Origin of the sequence: Nonomuraea sp. NPDC050663, assembly GCF_044456985.1 — a bacterium.
Taxonomy (GTDB): Bacteria; Actinomycetota; Actinomycetes; order Streptosporangiales; family Streptosporangiaceae; genus Nonomuraea.
Window position 1 is genome coordinate 1 of the sequence record NZ_JBITGL010000024.1, and the last position, 20,347, is coordinate 20,347.

General features: G+C 66.9%; 16 protein-coding genes and 4 tRNA genes. 15 read left to right on the plus strand and 5 right to left on the minus strand.

What is annotated here, in order from left to right; all coding sequences use genetic code 11:
* Positions 1 to 160: 160 nt before the first annotated feature.
* From ACIBH1_RS43885 to ACIBH1_RS43905, 5 genes are all read left to right on the plus strand, one after another.
* The gene (locus ACIBH1_RS43885; protein WP_397320040.1) at positions 161 to 817 is read left to right on the plus strand and encodes an IS3 family transposase; all 657 of its coding nucleotides are present in this window, start codon (positions 161 to 163) and stop codon (positions 815 to 817) included.
* A protein-coding gene (locus ACIBH1_RS43890) for an IS5 family transposase (RefSeq protein ID WP_397320148.1) occupies positions 703 to 1,481 on the plus strand; the annotation gives its coding sequence in 2 pieces (ribosomal slippage) (positions 703 to 1,006 and positions 1,006 to 1,481; 780 coding nt in all). The genes ACIBH1_RS43885 and ACIBH1_RS43890 overlap by 115 nt, the downstream gene beginning before the upstream one ends.
* Positions 1,482 to 1,492: 11 nt before the next feature.
* A complete protein-coding gene (locus tag ACIBH1_RS43895) occupies positions 1,493 to 1,648 on the plus strand; it encodes an IS3 family transposase (RefSeq protein WP_397320041.1) in 156 nt (51 codons plus the stop codon).
* Positions 1,649 to 1,878: 230 nt separating this feature from the next.
* On the plus strand, positions 1,879 to 4,461 hold the full coding sequence (locus ACIBH1_RS43900) for a VWD domain-containing protein (RefSeq protein WP_397320042.1): 2,583 nt from the start codon (positions 1,879 to 1,881) through the stop codon (positions 4,459 to 4,461).
* A gap of 481 nt (positions 4,462 to 4,942) precedes the next feature.
* Positions 4,943 to 5,992, plus strand: a complete 1,050-nt coding sequence (locus tag ACIBH1_RS43905; protein WP_397320044.1) for an integrase core domain-containing protein — start codon at positions 4,943 to 4,945, stop codon at positions 5,990 to 5,992.
* Positions 5,993 to 6,297: 305 nt separating this feature from the next.
* Here the strand turns inward: ACIBH1_RS43905 and ACIBH1_RS43910 are convergent.
* Positions 6,298 to 6,373, minus strand: a tRNA-Lys gene (locus tag ACIBH1_RS43910).
* A 77-nt stretch (positions 6,374 to 6,450) separates the two neighbouring features.
* The gene (locus ACIBH1_RS43915) at positions 6,451 to 7,605 is read right to left on the minus strand and encodes an acyl-CoA dehydrogenase family protein (protein ID WP_397320045.1); all 1,155 of its coding nucleotides are present in this window, start codon (positions 7,603 to 7,605) and stop codon (positions 6,451 to 6,453) included.
* A gap of 85 nt (positions 7,606 to 7,690) precedes the next feature.
* Between ACIBH1_RS43915 and ACIBH1_RS43920 the strand changes: the two genes are divergently transcribed.
* On the plus strand, positions 7,691 to 8,212 hold the full coding sequence (locus ACIBH1_RS43920; protein WP_397320046.1) for a PspC domain-containing protein: 522 nt from the start codon (positions 7,691 to 7,693) through the stop codon (positions 8,210 to 8,212).
* On the opposite strand, the gene ACIBH1_RS43925 is transcribed toward ACIBH1_RS43920, so the two are convergent.
* Both ACIBH1_RS43925 and ACIBH1_RS43930 read right to left on the minus strand, forming a co-directional pair.
* Positions 8,213 to 9,478: an MFS transporter gene (locus ACIBH1_RS43925; protein ID WP_397320047.1), complete on the minus strand. Its 1,266-nt coding sequence runs from the start codon at positions 9,476 to 9,478 to the stop codon at positions 8,213 to 8,215.
* A 125-nt stretch (positions 9,479 to 9,603) separates the two neighbouring features.
* On the minus strand, positions 9,604 to 9,945 hold the full coding sequence (locus tag ACIBH1_RS43930; RefSeq protein WP_397320048.1) for a metallopeptidase family protein: 342 nt from the start codon (positions 9,943 to 9,945) through the stop codon (positions 9,604 to 9,606).
* Positions 9,946 to 9,960: 15 nt separating this feature from the next.
* On the opposite strand from ACIBH1_RS43930, the gene ACIBH1_RS43935 reads away from it, so the two are divergent.
* The 7 genes from ACIBH1_RS43935 to ACIBH1_RS43965 all read left to right on the plus strand — a co-directional run bounded on the left by ACIBH1_RS43935 (position 9,961) and on the right by ACIBH1_RS43965 (position 14,642).
* Positions 9,961 to 11,517 (plus strand): metallophosphoesterase, encoded by a 1,557-nt coding sequence (locus tag ACIBH1_RS43935; RefSeq protein WP_397320049.1) that lies wholly within the window; start codon positions 9,961 to 9,963, stop codon positions 11,515 to 11,517.
* A tRNA-Glu gene (locus ACIBH1_RS43940) sits at positions 11,495 to 11,567 on the plus strand. The genes ACIBH1_RS43935 and ACIBH1_RS43940 overlap by 23 nt, the downstream gene beginning before the upstream one ends.
* Before the next feature lie 88 nt (positions 11,568 to 11,655).
* A tRNA-Asp gene (locus ACIBH1_RS43945) sits at positions 11,656 to 11,730 on the plus strand.
* Between the two features lie 4 nt (positions 11,731 to 11,734).
* Positions 11,735 to 11,808, plus strand: a tRNA-Phe gene (locus ACIBH1_RS43950).
* A gap of 237 nt (positions 11,809 to 12,045) precedes the next feature.
* Positions 12,046 to 12,504: an N-acetyltransferase gene (locus ACIBH1_RS43955; RefSeq protein WP_397320050.1), complete on the plus strand. Its 459-nt coding sequence runs from the start codon at positions 12,046 to 12,048 to the stop codon at positions 12,502 to 12,504.
* Positions 12,505 to 12,626: 122 nt separating this feature from the next.
* The gene (locus ACIBH1_RS43960; protein ID WP_397320051.1) at positions 12,627 to 13,694 is read left to right on the plus strand and encodes a serine hydrolase domain-containing protein; all 1,068 of its coding nucleotides are present in this window, start codon (positions 12,627 to 12,629) and stop codon (positions 13,692 to 13,694) included.
* Positions 13,695 to 13,712: 18 nt separating this feature from the next.
* Positions 13,713 to 14,642, plus strand: a complete 930-nt coding sequence (locus tag ACIBH1_RS43965; protein WP_397320052.1) for a serine hydrolase domain-containing protein — start codon at positions 13,713 to 13,715, stop codon at positions 14,640 to 14,642.
* Positions 14,643 to 14,746: 104 nt separating this feature from the next.
* Here the strand turns inward: ACIBH1_RS43965 and ACIBH1_RS43970 are convergent, their stop codons facing one another.
* Entirely contained in the window at positions 14,747 to 16,192 is a 1,446-nt protein-coding gene (locus tag ACIBH1_RS43970; protein WP_397320053.1) for a PLP-dependent aminotransferase family protein, read from the minus strand.
* 218 nt (positions 16,193 to 16,410) lie between these two features.
* Here ACIBH1_RS43970 and ACIBH1_RS43975 point away from each other — a divergent pair, with 218 nt between their 5' ends.
* Both ACIBH1_RS43975 and ACIBH1_RS43980 read left to right on the plus strand, forming a co-directional pair.
* Positions 16,411 to 18,552: a LamG-like jellyroll fold domain-containing protein gene (locus tag ACIBH1_RS43975; protein WP_397320054.1), complete on the plus strand. Its 2,142-nt coding sequence runs from the start codon at positions 16,411 to 16,413 to the stop codon at positions 18,550 to 18,552.
* 115 nt (positions 18,553 to 18,667) lie between these two features.
* A complete protein-coding gene (locus ACIBH1_RS43980) occupies positions 18,668 to 20,314 on the plus strand; it encodes a RecQ family ATP-dependent DNA helicase (RefSeq protein ID WP_397320055.1) in 1,647 nt (548 codons plus the stop codon).
* The last annotated feature ends 33 nt before the right edge of the window (positions 20,315 to 20,347 follow it).

Below are 20,347 nucleotides of genomic sequence, written 5' to 3' on the forward strand. Positions count from 1 at the left end.
CCCACTCAGCATCCGTCATATCGAAGCGCGCCACATCCGACGTTCTACCAGGCTGAGCCACCCCTACCAAGATCCGAACCCCGAACAGCTCCTAGCGGGGCAGCTACGGCGCACCCCGGGTGCATGTGCAACTGCGTCGGGACGGCGAGCAGTGCGGCGGGTGGCCCGGCTGATGCGCGAGCTCGGTCTGGCCGGACGGTATCGGCGGCGCCGGCACCGGACTACCATCCCCGATCTAGGTGCCAGTAGCAGGCCGGACCTGATCGGCCGCGATTTCACCCCCGACGCGGACGGGCTCGATGCCCGCTGGTGCGGCGACATCACCTACATCGCCGCTGAAGAGGGATGGCTGTATCTGGCCACGGTCATCGACGTCGCCTCCCGCAGGGTGGTCGGCTGGGCGACGGCAGATCATCTGTTCACCGACCTGGTGGCCGAGGCGCTACGCCAGGCCTGGACACGCCGCCGCCCCACCGGATCGGTGATCTTTCACTCAGACAAGGGCTGCCAGTACACCAGCGCCGACTACTCCGCCCTGGCCTCACGGCTCGGGGTGCGCCTGTCGGTCGGCCGGACCGGCCAGTGCTGGGACAAGGCGCTGGCCGAATCCTTCTTCGCCACGCTTAAGACCGTGTCCTATGTGGTGAGTGAGACGTTGGTGAGGCATGGAAGGAGCGAGTGGGCTGGATCGTCCCGGACGGATTGTGGGAGATCGTCAGGCCGTTGTTGCCGCCGGCGCTGGTGCGTCCGCAGGGCGGTGGGACGCAGAACACCCCTGATGAGGCGGTGTTTGCGGCCATCGTCTATGTACTGGTGAGTGGGTGCGCATGGCGTGCGCTGCCGCCATGCTTCGGGATATCGAAGTCCACCGCACACCGGCGGTTCTTGATCTGGTCACGGGCTGGCGTGTGGGCCCGGCTGCACCAGGTCGTGCTCGACAAGCTCGCTGTCGCCGAGCTGCTTGATCTATCCCGTGTCGTGCTGGACTCCGCCCACGTGCGGGCGAAAAGGGGGGCGACCTTGCAGGTCCGAGCCCCGTGGACCGGGGCAAGCCTGGTTCCAAGATGCACATCCTGTCCGACCGGGCCGGCCTGCCCCTCGTGGTCGGTGTCTCATCTGGTAACACCCCCGACGGTGAAGGCCTCAAGCCCATCGTGGCCGAGCTCCAAAGGAGACACGATCCTGGCAGCGGCCGGCGCATCAAACCTGGCAAGTTCCACGCTGACAAGGCGTACGACCGTGATGACCTGCGCCGGTGGTTGCGAGGCAAGCGCATCGGCGTCCGTATTGCCCACAAGGCAATCGAGTCCAGCCAGCGATTAGGCCGGCACCGCTGGGTGATCGAACGCACGATGTCCTGGCTGACCGGCTACCGGCGCCTCACCATCCGCTACGAACGCTACGGTGGCAACTACCTGGCCTTTCTCGGATTCGCTGCCGCACTGTGCTGTTACAAGCGATTCATCCGGCTCACCACATAGGACACGGTCTAATGGACGAGCTGTCCGACGATCGTCCCTGGCCCTCCAGAGCTGCCGCCCACAGCGCGATCTTCGAGTTCATCGGGGGCTGGTACAACCTGCACCGGCTCCACAGCAGCCTCGATTACCGCAGTCCCGCCGCCTACGAAGCCGCCCACACGACCTGACCACACAACGAAGGTGTCGCCAAAGCGGAACAAGCTCACTGCCTGGTGCATGGGCCGAGTGGCCTACTAAGCAACTTCTCTGCCTGGGAGCGGACCTGAAGTTCCATTTGTGCTCGGGGGCTGCCGCAGATCCGGTCGGTCCGGTTGCACACGCCTGATGCGGGCGACCTCAAGACCGCTGTGTGATATTGAAATGTACCGGTCTAGCCTCTTCCGATCAATGCTGTGAGATGAAACACTTCTTGCGCTTTGCGACATTTCATCCAGCAGTTTTTCTCGTACACGTGGAGACGGGGATGCGGCAATTTGCGGCTTGTCTAATGGCTTTAATGATGGCCGCCGTTGTGGCGTTCCAGGCAAGTCCGACCTTTGCAGAAACCGTGGATCGCATTCCACTTCTGGCCACTGCCGCGATAGAGCCTCGAGTTAGCCTTGGTGAATACCCGTCCATCGCCTATACGCTGACCAACAGAGGCGATGCATGCGCCATTGCAACGTCACCAGGTCTAGCCCTCCAATTCACCTCAGTGAAGCGCGATGGGATCACTGTCGATCCATCAGTGAGTCGCATCAATCTCATCGACGGATATGGTGCAGCGCTGACGGCTTCAAGTCAGACCATCAATACGGGAGAGTCAATCACACTTGTTCTCGAATCGGCCGATGCCCGGTCGTTCGAGATGATTGATTCGACAGATACAGGAATTGCAACTTCCGCGCTCTGGCCGATCGACGGAAAGGGGCAATTTGAGATATCTCTGATCTATCGGGCCCCATTTGACTCAAGCCAGTTTTGCTTGACGCCAAAGAGTTTAGTGACGGTGAATTTCGAATACGCGCCGCATATTGCAGCTCCATCGACAGCAGGAGCGACTCCAACCAAAACGCAGTCGACCACGGAGGGTCCGAGGTTGCCCATATGGCTCCTGATCGGCGGAGTCGGGTTGATTTTGAGCCTGACAATCGTGCTCATCCTGCTGTGGCGACGTGCGGCCGCGGGTGCGTTGATTCTCCTCGCTCCGCTAGCGTTGATTTGCTCAAGTGGCCAAAGATCTGCCGCAGCAGATATCAGCCCCCTCAGTGGGACCAGTTCGTCATATCAGGAATGCGCGGCGAACTTCAACAAGTCGGGGGGAGATCCTGAAGGAGTCTTCAAACGATCATCCAGCGATAAGGATGACCGGGTGATACTTCTTCCTGGAAGGCAGGGTGAGCAACATTTCCGCCGGGGGGCCAAAGATTTTAGAACGATAAAATGGGATACTAGCCCTCCAGAGCGTCAGATGACGTTTTCCGACGGGGTGAAAGCTGAGAAGTGCGCTACCCTCTACCATGAACTTACACACTACGACCAGCTCCGAAGCGGCAAGGATGACGGGCGTGACTGCGTCGAGAGCACGCCCACAGGGCCGCTAAACACGCACATCGCAATCGACGAGGTCGAGGCGACACGCGCCGAGAACAAATACCGCGTGAGCCAGGGTTTGCCGCAACGGACCAAATACAGCGGCAAGAAGCTGCCCGCCGGCCCATGTCGCCCCGACACGCCCAAGCCGAGCAGCTGCAAGCAGGACGGTGGCTGCGGCGGCGCGCTCGGCGATCCACACATGCGCACTGGTGACGGCCACGCCTACGACTTTCAAGGGCACGGCGAATTCGATATCTTGCTGGATCCGGACCGACCTGACGATCTGCGGCTGCAAACCAGAATGACGCCCTACCGGGGGTCCACAGTGGTGAGTGTCATCAGCGCCGTTGGACTCAGCGTGGCGGGCACGCATCTCGGATTCTCCATCGCCGGTTTCGACGTTCCAGAAGTATGGCGTAATGGCACGCTCTGGTCATTACAGGTAGGCGAAACTACACTCCCAGGCGATGCGTCCATTACTCGTACCACAAACGGAGCCTTTATCGCTCGCTGGAGGGACGGTACCGAGATAGCCGTAACGGCGCGCCCTTGGGGTTATGACGTGACAGTAGCCGTGTCCCCGGACAGGGCAGGGAAGCTTACAGGCCTGCTCGGGAATTTCAACGGCGACATCAACGACGACCTCACCTCGCGCACGGGCCAGACCTTCGGACTGAACATAGGCTTCGCCGACCTTTACGGCAGCTTCGGTGACAGCTGGCGCATCCGACAAGCCGAATCGCTCTTCAAATATGCCGAGGGGGAGAGCACCGACACGTTTACCGATAAGACCTTCCCCCCTCAGCCGACCAGCGCTGTCGGTCTGCCAGACCAGCACGAAGCAGAAGCGATCTGCCAAGCCGCTGGGGTTACTGACCCTCAGGTTCTCAAAGACTGCGTGCTGGACGTCGCTGTCTCTGGTGACCCGGCTTTCGTGGACGCCGCAGTGACCGCGCAGGGATCACTGGGTATGCACAACCTCCAGCTTCACACTCGTGCAGGCCCTGACATCTTGGGCGGTCAGGACGGCCGCATCGCTCCTGACGGCTTCCCCGATGTGGTTTTCGATGTCGTCATCGAGGGCGAAGTGGTGGACCTGGTCCTGAACGTGTGCAGAGCAAATGGGAAGCCCACTGGACACCACTGGGACACCATTGCCGGATCTAGAACAATCCCGCCCGGCTTTGCCTTCACCACAGGAAACCAGACCTGGACATTGGCTGTGTACAGTGGCGGACAACTCGTGAGCGGACATGACGGATCCCTCCAGAAGACTTTCGAACAGTCTGAGGCCGTAAGGATTAATGTTGCTGATGACGGCAGTCTCCGTAAGGGATCCTTTGTGTGTCTTACGGTGTTCACGGGTAACAACCACTCCTACCGCTTTATGGCTCGGTTGTCTTGACGTGCATAGGGCGCGTGCTCAGGAACCAGCTCAATGATCCCGGGTTTTCCACGCCTACCGGCTACGTGACGGGTCGGATGAGCGCGACCTACAGGACTGGGCGGCGATAGGACTGTGCGCCTGCCGAAAATCCCGTCCGGCCAGGTCATGGCCTTGCGAAGTTCAAGGAGGGAGTGGCCGTCTTCACACAGACGGGAGATCGCTGGGCGCGGCATGATGATCGCTCGTGCTTCTTCGCTTGGCTTAATCTGACCGTCAAGAACCCTTTCGCCGCGCTACGGCTGCTGCCGATGAGTGATCGTGACAAGGATGTCGGGATCCTCGCTCTGCGTCACCAGGTCATGGTCCTGCAACGGCAGCTCGGCACCGATGTGCGGGGGAGATTCACCTGTACTGCTTCATAACTCATCGCGTGGTGCTTGATCTGCGGTTTTGACCTCCATGTGCCGTGCGGGCAAGATCGCGGTCTGTGGCGGTTCGTATGCTGTATCTGACCTTGATCCGGGTGTTCGGTTGGCTGGTGTTGCTGGGTCGTGGTCAGGCTTCCAAGGATGTCGAGATCATGGTGCTCCGCCATGAGGTGGCCGTGTTGAAGCGTCAGGTCGTCCGGCCGAAGCCGGACTGGGTCGATCGGGCGCTTCTCGCGGCTTTGGCCCGCTTCCTGCCGTCGGTGCTGCGGTCTCATCGGCTTGTCACGCCCGGCACTTTGTTGGCCTGGCATCGTCGTTTGATCAGACGCTCCTGGACCTACCCCCACCGCACCGGCCGTCCCGGAGCCAGCAAAGAGGTCAGGGCGCTGGTCCTTCGTCTGGCCCAGGAGAATCCGAGGTGGGGGTACCGGAGAGTCCACGGCGAACTGCTGCGGCTCGGTGTGCAGGTCAGCGCGGCGACGGTGCGGCGGATTCTGCGTTCACGCCGACAACCGCCGGCGCCACGAAGCTTCGACACCTCGTGGCGGACGTTCCTGCGCCTGCAGGCGAAAGGGCTGTTGGCGTGTGACTTCTTCCACGTCGACACGATCTTCTTGAAGCGCTTGTACGTGTTGTTCGTGATGGAGGTGGAGACCCGACGCGTACACATCCTGGGCGTCACCGCCCATCCCACCGGAGCCTGGACCGCGCAGCAGGCCCGCAACATGCTCATGGATCTCGGGCACCGGGCTACCTTGTTCCGGTTCCTCATCCGAGACCGGGATGGCAAATTCGCCGCCGCCTTCGATCAGATCTTCACCGACGAGGGGATCACGGTGATGAAGACGCCACCGCGGACACCTCGGGCCAACTGCTACGCCGAACGCTGGGTGCGCACCGTCCGAGCCGAATGCACCGACCGGATGCTGATCTACGACGAACGTCATCTGAGATCGATCCTGGAGGAGTACGCCGAGCACTACAACAACCATCGCCCGCACCAGTCCCGCCAACAACGCCCACCCACTCAAGACGAGCACGTTGTTGTACCGCTGGAAGGCCGGATTCAGCGCCGCAGGGTGCTGAGGGGAGCGATCAACGAGTACCACAGAGCAGCCTAGCCAGCCCAAAGAACACCAGCTCAGGCCATGTGTACGAGTTTTGAAGCGGTACAGGGTCTGGGGTCGAGTCGGGTGCGGCGTCCGTGCGACCCTTCTGTCACGCCTATTCCCTTGGGCGTCTGGCGGGTCTGGCTTTGCCTGCCGAGCAGGGCGGCACCGTGACCGCCCGCGCTACGGGGCATTCCGCCCCGCGCGCATGCCCGGCCGCTATGCCGAAGAGCATGTGACGAGCATGGTCTCGGCCATTCTCGCCTCCCAGAGGCGAGTCGAAAACGGAGAAACCCCAGGTCAGATAGGGTGTGGAGTGGTAGGGCGCCCGGGGCTCGAACCCGGAACCTACGGATTAAAAGTCCGCAGCTCTGCCAATTGAGCTAACGCCCCTCGCAAGATGCAGGGTACAGAGACTACCCCGCCCCCCGCGACGCGATTCCCGCCCGATCACGATAACGCACAGCCAGCTACCGATAGGCGGCGAGCCCGGTCAGCGCCTCTCCCAGGACGAGTGTGTGGATCTCCTGCGTCCCTTCGTACGTCAGCACGCTCTCCAGGTTGTTCATATGCCTGATGACCGGATACTCCAGAGTGATCCCGTTCCCTCCGAGGATCGACCGGGCCTGTCGGGCGATGTCCAGCGCCGCCCGCACGTTGGCGAGTTTGCCGAAGCTGATCTGCCGCGGCTCCAGCGTGCCGGCGTCCTTCAGGGCTCCCAGGTGGAACGCGGTGAGGGACGACTGCGCCATCCCCACGTACATCCACGCGAGCTTCTCCTGCGTGAGCTGGAAGGCGCCGATGGGCTTGTCGAACTGCACGCGCGTCTGCGAATACGCCACCGCCGACTCCAGGCACGCGCGGGCGGCGCCGACGACGCCCCACAGGATGCCGAAGCGTGCCTCGGACAGGCACGACAGGGGGCCGCGCAGCCCTGTGACTTCGGGCAGTACGGCGGAGCCCGGCAGGCGGATGTCGTCGAAGTAGAGCGAGGAGGTGACGGAGGCGCGCAGCGAGAGCTTCTTGTGGATCTCGGGTGCGGAGAAGCCGGGCGTGTCGGTGGGGACGACGAAGCCCTTGACGCCTTCGTCCGTCTGGGCCCAGACGACGGCGACGTCGGCGATGGAGCCGTTGGTGATCCACATCTTGGAGCCGTTGAGTATCCAGTCGGAGCCGTCGCGCTTGGCGAAGGTGCGCATGGAGGACGGGTCGGAGCCGTGGTCGGGTTCGGTGAGGCCGAAGCAGCCGATGGCGTCGCCCGCGGCCATGCGCGGCAGCCATTCCTGCTTCTGCTCCTCCGACCCGTACTTCCAGATGGGGAACATCGCCAGGGATCCCTGAACGGACACGAAGGAGCGCAGGCCGGAGTCGCCCGCCTCCAGTTCCCTGCACGCCACGCCGTACGAGGTGGCGTCGGTTCCGGCGCAGCCGTACCCGGTCAGGTGCATGCCGAGCAGGCCGAGCTCGCCGAGGACGGGGGCGAGCTCGCGGGCGGGGAAGGTGCCCTCCTCGAACCAGTCCGCGACGTGGGGGAGCACCCTGTCGGAGACGAAGGTGCGGACCGTGTCGCGGATCAGCCGCTGGTCGCCGTCGAGCCGGTCGTCGATGCGGAGGAGATCGTCCATGAAAACCATCCTGTCAGGGGTCACCAGGGTTCTACCAGGGGGAATCCCGATGTGCGAAGGACTGTCCACAGGGCAGGCTGGAGGCATGAACGAGACCAAGCAGCTTCGCAGGACCCAGGACGGCAGGATCATCGCGGGTGTGTGCTCGGGTGTCGGACAGTACCTGGGCGTCGATCCCAACATCATCAGGATCGGGCTGGGCGTGCTGACCCTGTTCGGTGGTGCGGGCATCGCGGCGTACGCGATCGGCTGGCTTCTGCTGCCCGAGGAGGGCCGCCCGTCGATCGTGCAGGATCTGCTGAACAAGCAGCAGAACAAGCCGCAGGAGCCCTGGCACGAGACCACCACCTCGGCCACCTACCCGCCGCAGACCACCTACCCCACCCAGACCCCCTACCCGCCGCAGCCGGCTCCCCAGCCCGCCCCGCAGACGCCTCCGCAGGCACCGCGGGCGCACCCGGCCGCCGAGCCGCAGGTCCAGGCTCCGGTGACCACCCCGCCGCCGAGCTACACCCAGCCCGAGCAGCCGACGGTGCACACGCAGCCGCAGCCCGCGACGGAGACGCCCGATCACGACGCGCCCGCCGGCGAGCCGCGTCAGCAGTGATCAGGCCGTGGCCTCGGCACGAACCCGGGCGGACAGATCAGCACGAGACTCGGTCCAGACCATCGCCAGCACGGCCGCGACCGTCAGCCCGCTGACGCCGGCCAGTGCGACGACCGGTTCGGGACCGAGTCTCTCGGCTGCCAGGCCGCCGATGAGGATGCCGACGCCCTGGGCGGCCATGAGCCCCGATTGCACCAGCCCGAAGGCCTGGCCTCGCCGCTCGGCGGGCACGCACTGCACGAAGGCGGCGTTGGCGGCCAGCTGGTAGGCGCCGCCGACGCCCGACAGGACCCAGAGGATCAGCACCACCTCCAGCGGTGGATGCATCGCGCAGCCGATCAGCGGCGCGCAGCTGAGCATCGCCATCCACCCCATCGACCGCAGCCGCCCTGACGGGGAGACGAACCTGCTGAACAGGAACGCCCCCAGCACGGTCCCCGTTGGCATCGCGGCCATGAGCAGGCCGGTCACGACAGGGACGGGGAGCGTCTCGTCGGCCAGGGAGATCGCGTACGGCACGGCGATGCCTTCGGGGAGCACGTAGAAGCCGCACAGCCAGGCGAACATCACGAGGGTGCGCAGCTGGCGATCGCCGAAGACGAGTGAGGCTCCTGCCCTGGTCATGCGCCACATGGACGGCTTGGATGAGCCCTGCGAGGCCGCCGGGCGCCGCCGTACACCGGACATGATGATCAGCGCTGAGAACAGGAACGTGGCCGCGTCGAGCGCCAGCGCCTTGTACGGCCCGAGCGAGGCGATCAGCGCGCCGCCCGCCGCGAAGCCCAGCATCTGCATCGCCTGGTTCGTCATGTTCTGGAGCGCGGAGCCGACGACGTAGCGGTCGCCCTCCAGGATCTCCGGCAGCAGCGCCGCGCGCGCGGCCGAGAACGGCGCGCTGAGCAGGACCACGAAGAAGACCAGGACGCACATGGTCCACAGCGGCATCCCCGGCACGGCCATGACGGCGACGAGCAGCCCGCGCAGCAGATCGCAGGCGATCATGATCCGCCGCCGCGCGAATCGGTCGGCCAGGCCCGCGAGGAACGGCCCGCCGACGATCTGCGGCAGATAGGTGAGTGCGTAGACGGCGGCCGTGGCCAGCGGCGACCTGGTCCGTTCGTAGATCAGTACGGCCAGAGCCACCTGGGCCAGTTGGTCACCCAGGAGCGAAAGGCCCTGGCCGTACCAGAGCGTGCGAAACTCGCGGATGGCGATGACCTCGCCGTAGGTGGCCTGTCGTTCGGGAGCACGCCTGTGCTTCCCCATAGTCCCCGCCGTGTGACTGCTCAGAGTGTTCGGTATGTCACCCAAGGTGCCTGATCGAGTGGCACGTCGCAACCGAAAGCATCCAAGGCCTTGCAAACTGTAATCGCGGATGACGACATGTCGGGTTACCAGCCGAGATCGTGGAGCCGATCGTCATCAATCCCGAAATGGTGGGCAATCTCGTGCACGACCGTGATCTGCACTTCCTCCACCACGTCATCTTCCGTATCGCAGATTTGGCATATCGGATTGCGGTAGATCTCGATGCGGTCGGGCAAGACCCCTGAGTACCAGTCGCCACGTTCGGTGAGGGGGACACCGGTGTACAGACCGAGCAGATCCGGCTCGGGCGGATCGTCGACGACCACGACGACCACGTTGTTCATCATGCGGGTCAATTCCGGAGGAATCGTGTCCAGCGCCTCGGACACGAGCTCTTCGAACTTTTCCCGGGAGACCTCGATCACGCTTGATTTTAGGCCATGAAGGCCCTGCGCATCGCCGGTGTACTCTTGGTGGCGGCCGTGGGCGCCTGGCTGGGCATCTTCCTCAGCGGCACCGTGCGTGCCCAGATCGGCCCCGTCGAGACCGGGATGACCCTGCGTCCCGCCTGGCAGGGCGAGACCGTCGTCGACGCCAGCCCCCTCGGCACCCTCAGCTTCCGCACCCACAGCGCCCCCCTGCGGCTGCGCGTCACGCTCGAGAACATCGACCAGGAACGGGCCAGGATGTACCTGGAGGATCCGCGCCTGGCCGACCGACTGCCCGACCTGATCGTCTCGGACCTGCGCGACGGCGTGCAGGCGCTGGTCATCCGCTCGCTGCTGTGCGCCGGCTCCGGCGCGCTCATCGCCGTCCTGATGGTCTTCAGACGGCCCATGTACTCCTTCGTCGGCCTGACCGCCTCCGCCGTCGCCCTGGCCGGCACCGGCGCCGCCGCCGCGCTCACCTTCCGGCCCCAGTCGCTGGTCGAGCCCCGCTACACCGGCCTCATCGCCGCCGCACCCTCCCTCATCGGCAGCGCCGAGACGATCGTCACCAGATTCGAGTCGTACCGCGGGCAGCTCACCAAGCTCGTCGCGAACGTCTCCAAGCTCTACGACACCATGTCGGGCCTGCCGGTCTACGACGCCGACCCCACGTCCATCCGCGTGCTGCACATCTCCGACATCCACCTCAACCCCCTCGCCTGGGACGTCGTGCGCTCGCTGAAGGACCAGTTCAACGTCGACCTCATCGTCGACACGGGCGACATCACCGACCACGGCTCCAAGCCCGAGAACTACATCACCGACGACATCGGCAAGCTCGGCGTGCCGTACGTCTTCGTCCGCGGCAACCACGACTCCAAGCTCACCGAACGCGCCGTCGCGCGCCACAAGAACGCGGTCGTCCTCGACGACCGCATGGAAACCGTCGCCGGCCTGCGCATCTACGGCCTCGGCGACCCCCGCTTCACGCCCGACAAGACCACCTACGAGAACAACGACCCCGGCTACCTGCTGCGCTACGGCCAAGAACACGCCGTACGGCTGGAGCAGACCCCCGACCTCGTCGCCGTGCACGACCCCGGCGTCGGCCAGGGATTCTCCGGACTCACCCACATGGTGCTCGCCGGCCACGGCCACAACCGCTGGACCAAGGTCTGGCCCTCGGGCACCCGCGTCCTCACCCAGGGATCGACCGGCGGAGCGGGCCTGCGCGCCCTCGAACACGAGGAACCGACGGCCGTCCAAGCCTCGGTGCTCTATTTCGACAAGGAGACCCACCGCCTCCAGGCCTGGGACGATGTCACCCTCGGAGGCCTCGGAGAGCAATCGATCAACATCCGGCGTCACGTGGAGCCCGACCCTGCACGTATGATTCTTCCAGAGCCAACGAACGCCCCGTCGCCAACGGGAACGATCACTGGCGCTACGACGCCTACGTCTACGTCGCTTTGGCATCAGGGGCAATCGTCCCCTATGCTTCAGAGGTCTCCGACGGAAGGCGTCGGGAACAGGATGCGAATCCTGAGCCCCCATCGTCTAGCGGCCTAGGACACCGCCCTTTCAAGGCGGCGGCACGGGTTCGAATCCCGTTGGGGGCACTGGGTTTACTGGAAAAACGGCTGGTCGAAGACCACCGGGAAGCTGGTAAGCTAAGCGAGGCGGAAACGCCAAGCGAGAACAAAGCAAGGTCCTGTAGAGCAGTTTGGAGTGCTCGCCACCCTGTCAAGGTGGAGGTCGCGGGTTCAAGTCCCGTCAGGACCGCTTAGGTCAGGTAGCTCAGTCGGTACGAGCGTCCGCCTGAAAAGCGGAAGGTCGGCGGTTCGACCCCGCCCCTGACCACACGCTCTCATCAGCACAAGGAAGCCCCGAAGCGCATGCGCCTCGGGGCGTTTTTGTGTGTGCGTTCATCAAGCTTGGCCTACTGGGCCCTGATGGGCATAACGATGACCGAGATCGACTACGTGAGCATGCTCCACGAGCGAGACCGGTGGAAACACGCTCGGTAGCTTCGGCGTCGAGTAGGTCAGGGAATCAAACAGGATGCCCCCACAAGCTCCGCCTCCTACCCTCACCTGCATGAGCAACCGCGCCTTCGTCCCCGACGGCTTCGCCGTCCCCACCACCCTGGTCGCCCCGCAGTTCCGGCTCGAGCCTCTGGGCCCGCAGCACAACGTGGCCGATCATGCCGCCTGGAACGGCAGCATCGAGCACATCCGCTCCACCCCCGGCTTCCCCGACGGCCGCTGGCCTCCGCTCGGTGGGATGACCCTGGAGGCGAACCTCGCCGACCTGGAGCGGCATGCGAATGACTTCGCGGGGCGTCGCGGGTTCACCTACACCGTTCTCGACGCGGCGAGCGGTGACGTGATCGGGTGCGTCTACATCTATCCCTCGCAGAGCGAAGGGCGCGACGCCGACGTGTCCTCCTGGGTGACGGGTGGTCGTGCGGACCTGGATGTGCCCTTGTACGAGGCGGTCAAGGGGTGGCTGGCGGAGCAGTGGCCCTTCGAGGCGGTCGACTATCGCGGGCGCTGACGCGTGGCGGGCTCCGGCACCTTCTTGTGTCAGCGGCGTGTCAGCTCGCCATCAGACCGGCCGGACATCGTGAACGTCATGAGCCGGTGCGGGTCCCCCCGCCCAAGACACGAGGAGTCACCATGTCCAGGAACTTGCAGCAAGCCATCGAAGAAGTCGCCGCCTCCGGTTTCTCCGGTGTCCTGGTGCGCGTCAATGACGAGAACGGCGAGTGGACGGGCAGCGCGGGAGTGCGCAAGCTGGGCGAGCCCGGCAAGCCGTCGGTGGACGGGCACTTCCGTATTGGCAGCAACACCAAGACTTTCGTCGCGACCGTCGTCCTGCAGCTGGTGGCCGAGGGTGCGGTCGGGCTCGACGCTGCGGCCGACGACTACCTGCCGGGCTACGGCCTGGACCGGGCGATCACGGTGCGGATGCTCCTGCAGCACACGAGCGGGGTGTTCAACTTCACCGGCGAGTACTACGCCGACGGCACGATCGCGGCGGGCATCCCCTGGCAGGGCCAGGAGTACGTGGACAGCCTGACGACCGGCTACCAGGACGAGGAGCTGGTACGGCTCGCGCTGTCCAAGCCGGTCAGGTTCGCCCCGGGTGCGGACTGGAGCTACTCCAACACCAACTACGTGCTGCTCAAGCTGCTGATCCAGAACGTCACCGGCCGCTCGCTCACCGAGGAGATGCAGCAGCGCATCCTGGGCCCGCTGGGCCTGACGGGCACCGTGCTGCCGGGCAGCTCGCCGGAGATCCCGGAGCCGCACGCCCACGGCTACTACCGCTACGAGGTCGACGGCGAGTGGAAGCTGGTCGACGTGACCCGTATGAATCCCTCGTGGGTCTCGGCCGGCGGTGACATGATCTCGACGACCAAGGATCTGCACACCTTCATCTCCGCGCTGACCGGTGGGAAGCTGATCCCGGCCGAGCTGCTGGAGCAGATGCTCACGCCGTACCCCGAGATCAACTACGGCCTGGGCGTCTTCGTGCAGAAGACCGACTGCGGCGGCACGGTCATCACCCACAACGGCGGCTTCTTCGGCTGGGGCGCGCTGATGTACAGCTCGCCCGACGGCCGTACGACGATGACCGCCTCGCTGACCACCGGCGACGCCGACCTGGACTTCGCGGCCACCGCCGCGGCGTTCCAGAACGCCCAGCAGCGGCTGGTCCACGAGGCGTTCTGCGAGGTCTGAGAGCCCAGTAGAGGTGACGTGAACCAGGTGCACCGCCCAGACCTCGCGACGCTGGTCGCCGATGCCGGATACGGCCCTGACGAGCCGATCGTGGTGGGGGTGCGGCGGCGGGGCGGCGACGTCCACCTGGCCCACGGCCTGGCGTCGACGTCGCTGCTGTACGTCGCGTCGTTGTCGAAGCAGATGACGGCGGCCTGCGCGGCCCTTCTGGTCCTGGACGGCGCGCTCGACGTGGAGTCGCCGCTGTCGCGATGGTTGCCAGGACTGCCGCCGTGGGCCGCGTACGTCCGTGTGCGGCACCTGGTCCATCACACGGCCGGGTTGCCCGCCGACCGCAGGGTCGATGCCCGGACGGCGGGCCGGACCACGGCGGGCATTCTCGATGCCCTGGCCACGTTCGCCGAACCGGACCACCGGGCGGGCGCGCATCACGCCTACTCGAACGCCGGATACGTGTGCCTGGCGGCGGTGGTCGAGACGGTGGCGGGCGAACCGCTGCCCGGCTTCGCCAGGCATCGCCTGTTCGCGCCGCTCCAGATGGACGGCACGCGCTTCTGGGCTGGCCCCGAACCGGCGCCGCCTGGGGCCGTACCTCTTGTCACCCCGCGCCCGGCCCCGCTGTCGCTGGGCGACGGCGGGGTGTGGAGCACCCTGACGGACCTGCTGCGATGGGGTCAGGCCATGAACGACGACGAGCTGGGCGTTTCGGCGCTCACGCAGACGCCGGGCCGACTCGACGACGGGACGCCGCTCGACTACGCGTGGGGCGTCGGGGTGCGGTCGCAGGCCGGGCATCGGGTCTTCAGACACGGCGGTGGCTGGATCGGTCTGCGGGCGCTGCACGCCAGGGTCCCCGCGCTGGGCCTCAGCGTGGCGCTCGTGGCGACCCGCGACCACACGGAACGGCGGGTCGCGCTCATGAACGGCTTGCTAGAAACGGAGTGCTGAGACCGGCCCCCATCGGCCTTAGCGGGCCCAGCACTCCGTTTCACCAGGGGAACGACACGACTGTAAGAGCCGGAGATCCGCGATTCCGAGGGCCAATTCGGGTGTTAACGCACCAGGCCATTGCGGATGATCCGCAACCCGCCGTCGATGGACTCGGCGCGGATGGAGCCGTAGCCGAACAGCAGGCCGTTGCGGAAGTCGGTGCCTGGCACGGCGAACATGCGCACGGTGAAGATCCCGACGCCGTGCTTCTTGGCCTCCACGATGGCGGGGAAGAGCTCGTCGGCCGCGCCGGTCCTGAGCCAGGCGGTCTGGTGCAGCCCGGCTGCCGAGGGGATCGGCTCCAGCCAGGGCGTGAAGTCCTGGCGGACGGCGGCGGCGATCCGGCGGTGCCGCTCGCCGTAGACCTTGTGCATGCGGCGGATGTGCTGGGCCAGCAGCCCCTCGTCGATGAATCCCGCCAGCGCCGCCTGGACAGGCACGGGGGTGAACCAGTCGGCCAGGTGCTTGGCGGCGCGCATGGCCTGGCGCAGCTCCGAGGGGACGACGCAGAAGCCGAGGCGCAGCGTGATGAGCATGACCTTGGAGAAGGTGCCGAGGTAGATGACGCGGCCGGAGCGGTCGAGCGAGTGCAGGGTCTCCAGCGGCGGGCCTGCGAAGCGGAACTCGCTGTCGTAGTCGTCCTCGATGATGGCGGCGTCGTGGGCGGCGGCCCACTCCAGCAGCGCGAGGCGGCGGGGCAGCGACATGCGCACCCCGAGCGGGAGCTGGTGCGACGGGGTGACGATGACGAGGCGGCAGTCGTCGGGAAGCGCCTCGACGACCAGGCCTTCGGCGTCGACGGGCACGGGCGCGACGTCCATGCCGGAGGTGGCGAGCAGGTTGCGGTGCAGCGGGTAACCGGGGTTCTCGACGGCCACGCGGTCGCCGGGGCGTAACAGCACGCGCACGATCAGGTCGAGCGCCTGCTGGCTTCCGCTGGTGACGACGATGTCGGCCGGGTCGGCGCGGACGGCGCGGGAGACGCCGACGTGCCTGGCGATGGCCTCGCGCAGGCCCTGGTGGCCGGCCGGTTCTCCGACGATGCCGGCACGCACGGCCGAGGTGCGCAGCTCGCGGGTGATCAGGCGGCGCCAGGTCTGGTACGGGAACAGGCGCGCGTCGGGGAGGCCGACGCGGAAGTCGTACTCCGGCTCCTCGGACAGGTGGGTGGGGATGATGACGGTGTCCCAGATCGCGCGGGGGCGCAGCGGGCTGCCCGCGGGCCGGGTCTCGGGCACGCAGCCCGCCGGGTGCGGGCCGGTCGCCCTGACGAAGGTGCCCGCTCCGACGCGGCCGCCCACGAGGCCCTCCGCGGACAGCAGGTCGTAGGCCGAGGCGATCGTGGTCCTGGAGACGCCGAGCTGCCTGGCCGCATCCCTCGTCGAGGGGAGGGGATCGCCCGGCCGTAGCCGCCCGTCGAGGATCGCCGTCCTGATCTGCTGATAGATCTGCTCGGACAAACCGTCCGGGCCGTCGCGGTCGATGTGCAGCTCCATCACAGCGCGCATCCTGCCACGAAGTCGTGACAACGCTCCCACAAGAGCGCATACTGCGCTCACCGGTGCTTCGGGGCGCACCGCAACGGGGTTTCATCATCACTGGGGGACAACACGTGAAGAGTTCATCCGGCTTATCCGCATTGATTGCGGCCATCACTTTCAGCATCGTTCTGATTACACCGAGTGCATCCCATGCCGCCGAGCCGGGCCTGGTGGCCGCCTACGGGATGAACGAAGGCGCGGGCTCCGCCGTACAGGACCTCTCGGGGAAGGGCAACCACGGCACGATCACCGGCGCGACGTGGGCCGAGGGCAGGTACGGCAGGGGCCTGCGGTTCGACGGCGGCACCAGCGTCGTGAAGGTGCCGTCGTCGGCCGGCCTCAAGCTGTCGAAGGCGTTCACCATCGAGGCCTGGATCACCGCCGAGTTCACCGACACCCAGGGCCCGATCGTGGTCAAGGACGCCTCCGGCCGTCCCGCCTACGGGCTGACCGGGCCCGACATGGAGCCGGGCGACTCCGCCTACCGGGCCGCGGGTTACGTGACCACCAACACCACCCGCAAGGTGGCCTCGCGCCACGGGTTCTCCCCGTTCAGCTGGCAGCACCTGGCCACGACCTACGACGGTCAGCGGCTCAGGGTCTACATCAACGGCGCGCTGCAGGGCGAGCGCGCGGTCTCCGGCCGCATCCACCAGGGCAACGGCGCGCTGCGGATCGGAGGCTACCTCGGGCGGCACTTCAACGGCCTGATCGACGAGGTGCGCATCTTCTCCACCGCCAGGACTACCGCCCAGGTCAAGCTGGACATGAACCACCCGATAGTCGCGGTCGACCGGCCGCCGTCGCAGCCCACGGAGCTGACGGTCACCGCGCAGTCAGCGAACGTCCAGCTCGGCTGGACGGCCTCGACGGACGACATCGGGGTGCGCGCCTACGAGATCCACCGCTCGACCACGCCGGAGTTCACCCCGTCGGCCGCCACCTGGGTGGGCGAGAGGGACGCCCTCGCGGGTACGGCCTTCTGGGACGTGGGCATGCCGGCGGGCACCCACTACTACCGGGTCGTCGCGCTGGACACGGGCTCGCAGGCGAGCCCGCCCTCGGCCGCGGTCGCGGTGGAGGTGACCGTACCCGGCGACCCGCCCTCCGCGCCCGGCTCGCTCGTCGCGGGCGGCCGCCTCGACTCGGCCGAGTTGCGCTGGGCGATGCCCACCGCTCCGTGGGGCCTGGCCTACTTCCGGGTGCACCGCTCGACCACGCGGGGGTTCACGCCCACTCCGCGCACGCTCATCGCCACGAACGGCCCCGCCCTGTACACCGACTCGCCGCTGGAGGCCGGCACCTACTACTACAGGGTCATCGCGATCGACTACGCGGGACAGGCCGGACCCGCGTCCAACGAGGCCTCGGCGCGAGTGCCCGACCAGCCGCCGGGCGTGCCGTCGGTGACCGCGACGGGCGGACCCGGCAAGGCGACGCTCTCCTGGACCACGCCCGCCGACGACGACCGCGTCACCGGCTACGAGGTCTACCGCTCCCGCTCCTCGAACGCCGGGATCGGCACCGGGTCGATCCTGCTCGGCACGTTCACCGGGACCAGCCTGGTCGACACCGGGCTGTCCGCGGGCCGTCACCACTACCAGGTCCGCGCCGTCGACTCGGCCGGCCAGCCCGGCGAACTCTCCCCGTCGGCCGCCGCCGACGTCACCGGCTGCCCGCCCGCCGACTGCCTGGCCGCCGCCTACGGCATGAACGAGGGCACGGGCCAGGCCGTCGGCGACTCCTCGGGCAAGGACAACGACGGTACGGCCACGGCCACCACGTGGGCCGACGGCAAGTACGGCAAGGCGCTGTCGTTCACCACGAACGCCAGTGTCGCGCTGGTGCCTCACGCCGCGTCGCTGGTGATGGACGACGCCCTCACCGTCGAAGCGTGGGTGTATCCGACCGAGATCTCCCAGACGCACCCCCTCGTGCAGAAGGGCGAGAACGGCACCGAGGAGTACGTCCTGCACGCCGCGCGAAGCAACACCGGCTCCCCGCCGGAAGGCCCCTCGGGCAAGGTCGAGCCCTTCTACCCGGGCGGGCACCTCGTCGCCGGCCCGACCCCGCTCCCGACGGGCACCTGGAGCCACGTCGCCCTCACCTTCGGCGGCGGCACGATGAAGCTGTTCGTCAACGGCGTCCAGGTCGCCGCAGCCGGGGACGGCCACCTGGCCGCCATCCGGCCGGGCACCAACCCGCTACGGTTCGGCCAGGACCCCTACTACGGCATCTACTTCAAGGGCCTGATCGACGAGGTCAGGATCTACTCCACCGACCTGAGCGCGGAGCAGATCCAGGCCGACATGGCCAGGCCCGTCTGACCGCCTCAGCGGCCTGCCTGCCCGGGCAGGCAGGCCGCTGAGGTGCGGAAATCGCGACCACGGTAGAGCAGGCCGGATTCCGGGGTAATGACCGCCCGAACCGAGGGGGAGGCCCATGGGATTACTGGAACGGCTCAACAGCAGGTACGGCAGGCGTGGCCGCAAGCTGCGGGCCACGGCACGCCAGACCTTCGACTGGCAGGAGCTGCGGCCCGGCCAGCAGGAGGCCATGGAACACCTGCTCGACGGCCGGGACGTGCTGCTGGTCATGCCGACCGGCAGCGGCAAGTCGGCCGTCTACCAGGTGCCCGCCCAGCTGCGCGACGGGCCGACGGTCGTGGTCTCACCGCTCATCGCGCTCCAGCGTGACCAGGTGATGAGCCTGCTCAAGGCCGACGCGGGCGGAGCGGTGGCGGTCAACTCCACCTCGTCGGTGGACAAGGGCCTGGAGAAGGTCACCGCGGGCGAGGCCGAGTTCGTCTTCCTGTCGCCCGAGCAGCTCGCCAAGCCGGACGTCGTCGACCGGCTGGCCAAGGCGCGGCCCTCGCTGATCGCCGTCGACGAGGCGCACTGCGTCTCCTCCTGGGGGCACGACTTCCGCCCCGACTACCTGCGCCTGGGCAAGGTCATCGAACGGCTCGGCCACCCGCCGGTCGTTGCGCTGACCGCCACGGCCGCGCCGAACGTGCGCGAGGAGATCGTGCGCTTCCTGGGCATGCGTGACCCGGTGCAGATCGTGCGCGGCTTCGACCGGCCGAACATCGAGCTGAAGGTGCGCAGGTTCGTCAGGGAGGAGGACAAGCGCAAGGCCCTGATCGAGCACGCCGCCGCGGCCGAAGGACTGACGCTGATCTACGTCGCCACCCGGCGGGAGGCCGCCGAATACGCCGAGGCGCTGGCCCAGGCCGGGCGCCGGGCCGAGTCGTACCACGCGGGGATGCGGGCCAAGGAGCGCACCCGCGTGCACGAGCTGTTCACGGCGGGCGAGCTGGACGTGGTGGTGGCCACGTCGGCGTTCGGCATGGGGATCGACCGGCCCGACGTACGGCACGTGCTGCACGCGGCTCCGCCGGAGTCGCCCGACGCGTACTACCAGGAGATCGGGCGGGCGGGGCGCGACGGGAACCCGGCGCACGCGGTGCTGTTCTACCGGTCGGAGGACCTCGGGCTGCGGCGCTTCTTCGCCTCCGGCCGGGTCGACGCCGAGGCGCTGCTGCGAGTGGCGACGCTCGTCGCCGAGCACGGCGGCACGGTGCCGGTCTCCGAGCTGCGGTCGCTGCTGGGGATCGGGTCGTCGCAGCTGACCAGCCTGATCAACCTGCTGGAGCAGGCCGAGGCGCTGACCGTGAGCGCCTCGGGTGAGGTGCGCGCGGTGCGCGGCGGGCCCACGCCCAAGCGGGCCGCGGCCCGGGCGGTGGAGCTCGACGAGGTACGGCACCGCGTCGACGATTCGCGCATCGACATGATGCGGGGATACGCGGAGACGACCGGGTGCCGTCGCCGCTTCCTGCTGGAGTACTTCGGCCAGCCGTACGGCAGGCACTGCGGCAACTGCGACACCTGCGTGGCGACTCCCCGGCCCGCTGAGGCGCCGGCGGTTGACGAGGGGCCGTTCCCGCTGCACTCGAAGGTCGTGCACAAGGCGTGGGGAGAAGGGACGGTGATGAGCCGCGAGACGGACCGGATCACGGTGGCGTTCGACTCGGTCGGCTACAAGACGCTCGCGCTCGCGGCGATCGGGGACGTGCTGACGGCACAGTGAGATGGTCGTATCATTCAGATGTTCCCATCATCT

Coding starts and splice junctions, on each gene's coding strand:
- ACIBH1_RS43970 (WP_397320053.1), bottom strand. CDS start 16,192: ATGCGCGCTGTGATGGAGCTGCACATCGACCGCGACGGCCCGGACGGT.
- ACIBH1_RS43895 (WP_397320041.1), top strand. CDS start 1,493: ATGGACGAGCTGTCCGACGATCGTCCCTGGCCCTCCAGAGCTGCCGCC.
- ACIBH1_RS43955 (WP_397320050.1), top strand. CDS start 12,046: ATGAGCAACCGCGCCTTCGTCCCCGACGGCTTCGCCGTCCCCACCACC.
- ACIBH1_RS43935 (WP_397320049.1), top strand. CDS start 9,961: ATGAAGGCCCTGCGCATCGCCGGTGTACTCTTGGTGGCGGCCGTGGGC.
- ACIBH1_RS43960 (WP_397320051.1), top strand. CDS start 12,627: ATGTCCAGGAACTTGCAGCAAGCCATCGAAGAAGTCGCCGCCTCCGGT.
- ACIBH1_RS43920 (WP_397320046.1), top strand. CDS start 7,691: ATGAACGAGACCAAGCAGCTTCGCAGGACCCAGGACGGCAGGATCATC.
- ACIBH1_RS43915 (WP_397320045.1), bottom strand. CDS start 7,605: ATGGACGATCTCCTCCGCATCGACGACCGGCTCGACGGCGACCAGCGG.
- ACIBH1_RS43975 (WP_397320054.1), top strand. CDS start 16,411: ATGAACGAAGGCGCGGGCTCCGCCGTACAGGACCTCTCGGGGAAGGGC.
- ACIBH1_RS43980 (WP_397320055.1), top strand. CDS start 18,668: ATGGGATTACTGGAACGGCTCAACAGCAGGTACGGCAGGCGTGGCCGC.
- ACIBH1_RS43900 (WP_397320042.1), top strand. CDS start 1,879: ATGAAACACTTCTTGCGCTTTGCGACATTTCATCCAGCAGTTTTTCTC.
- ACIBH1_RS43925 (WP_397320047.1), bottom strand. CDS start 9,478: ATGGGGAAGCACAGGCGTGCTCCCGAACGACAGGCCACCTACGGCGAG.
- ACIBH1_RS43905 (WP_397320044.1), top strand. CDS start 4,943: ATGCTGTATCTGACCTTGATCCGGGTGTTCGGTTGGCTGGTGTTGCTG.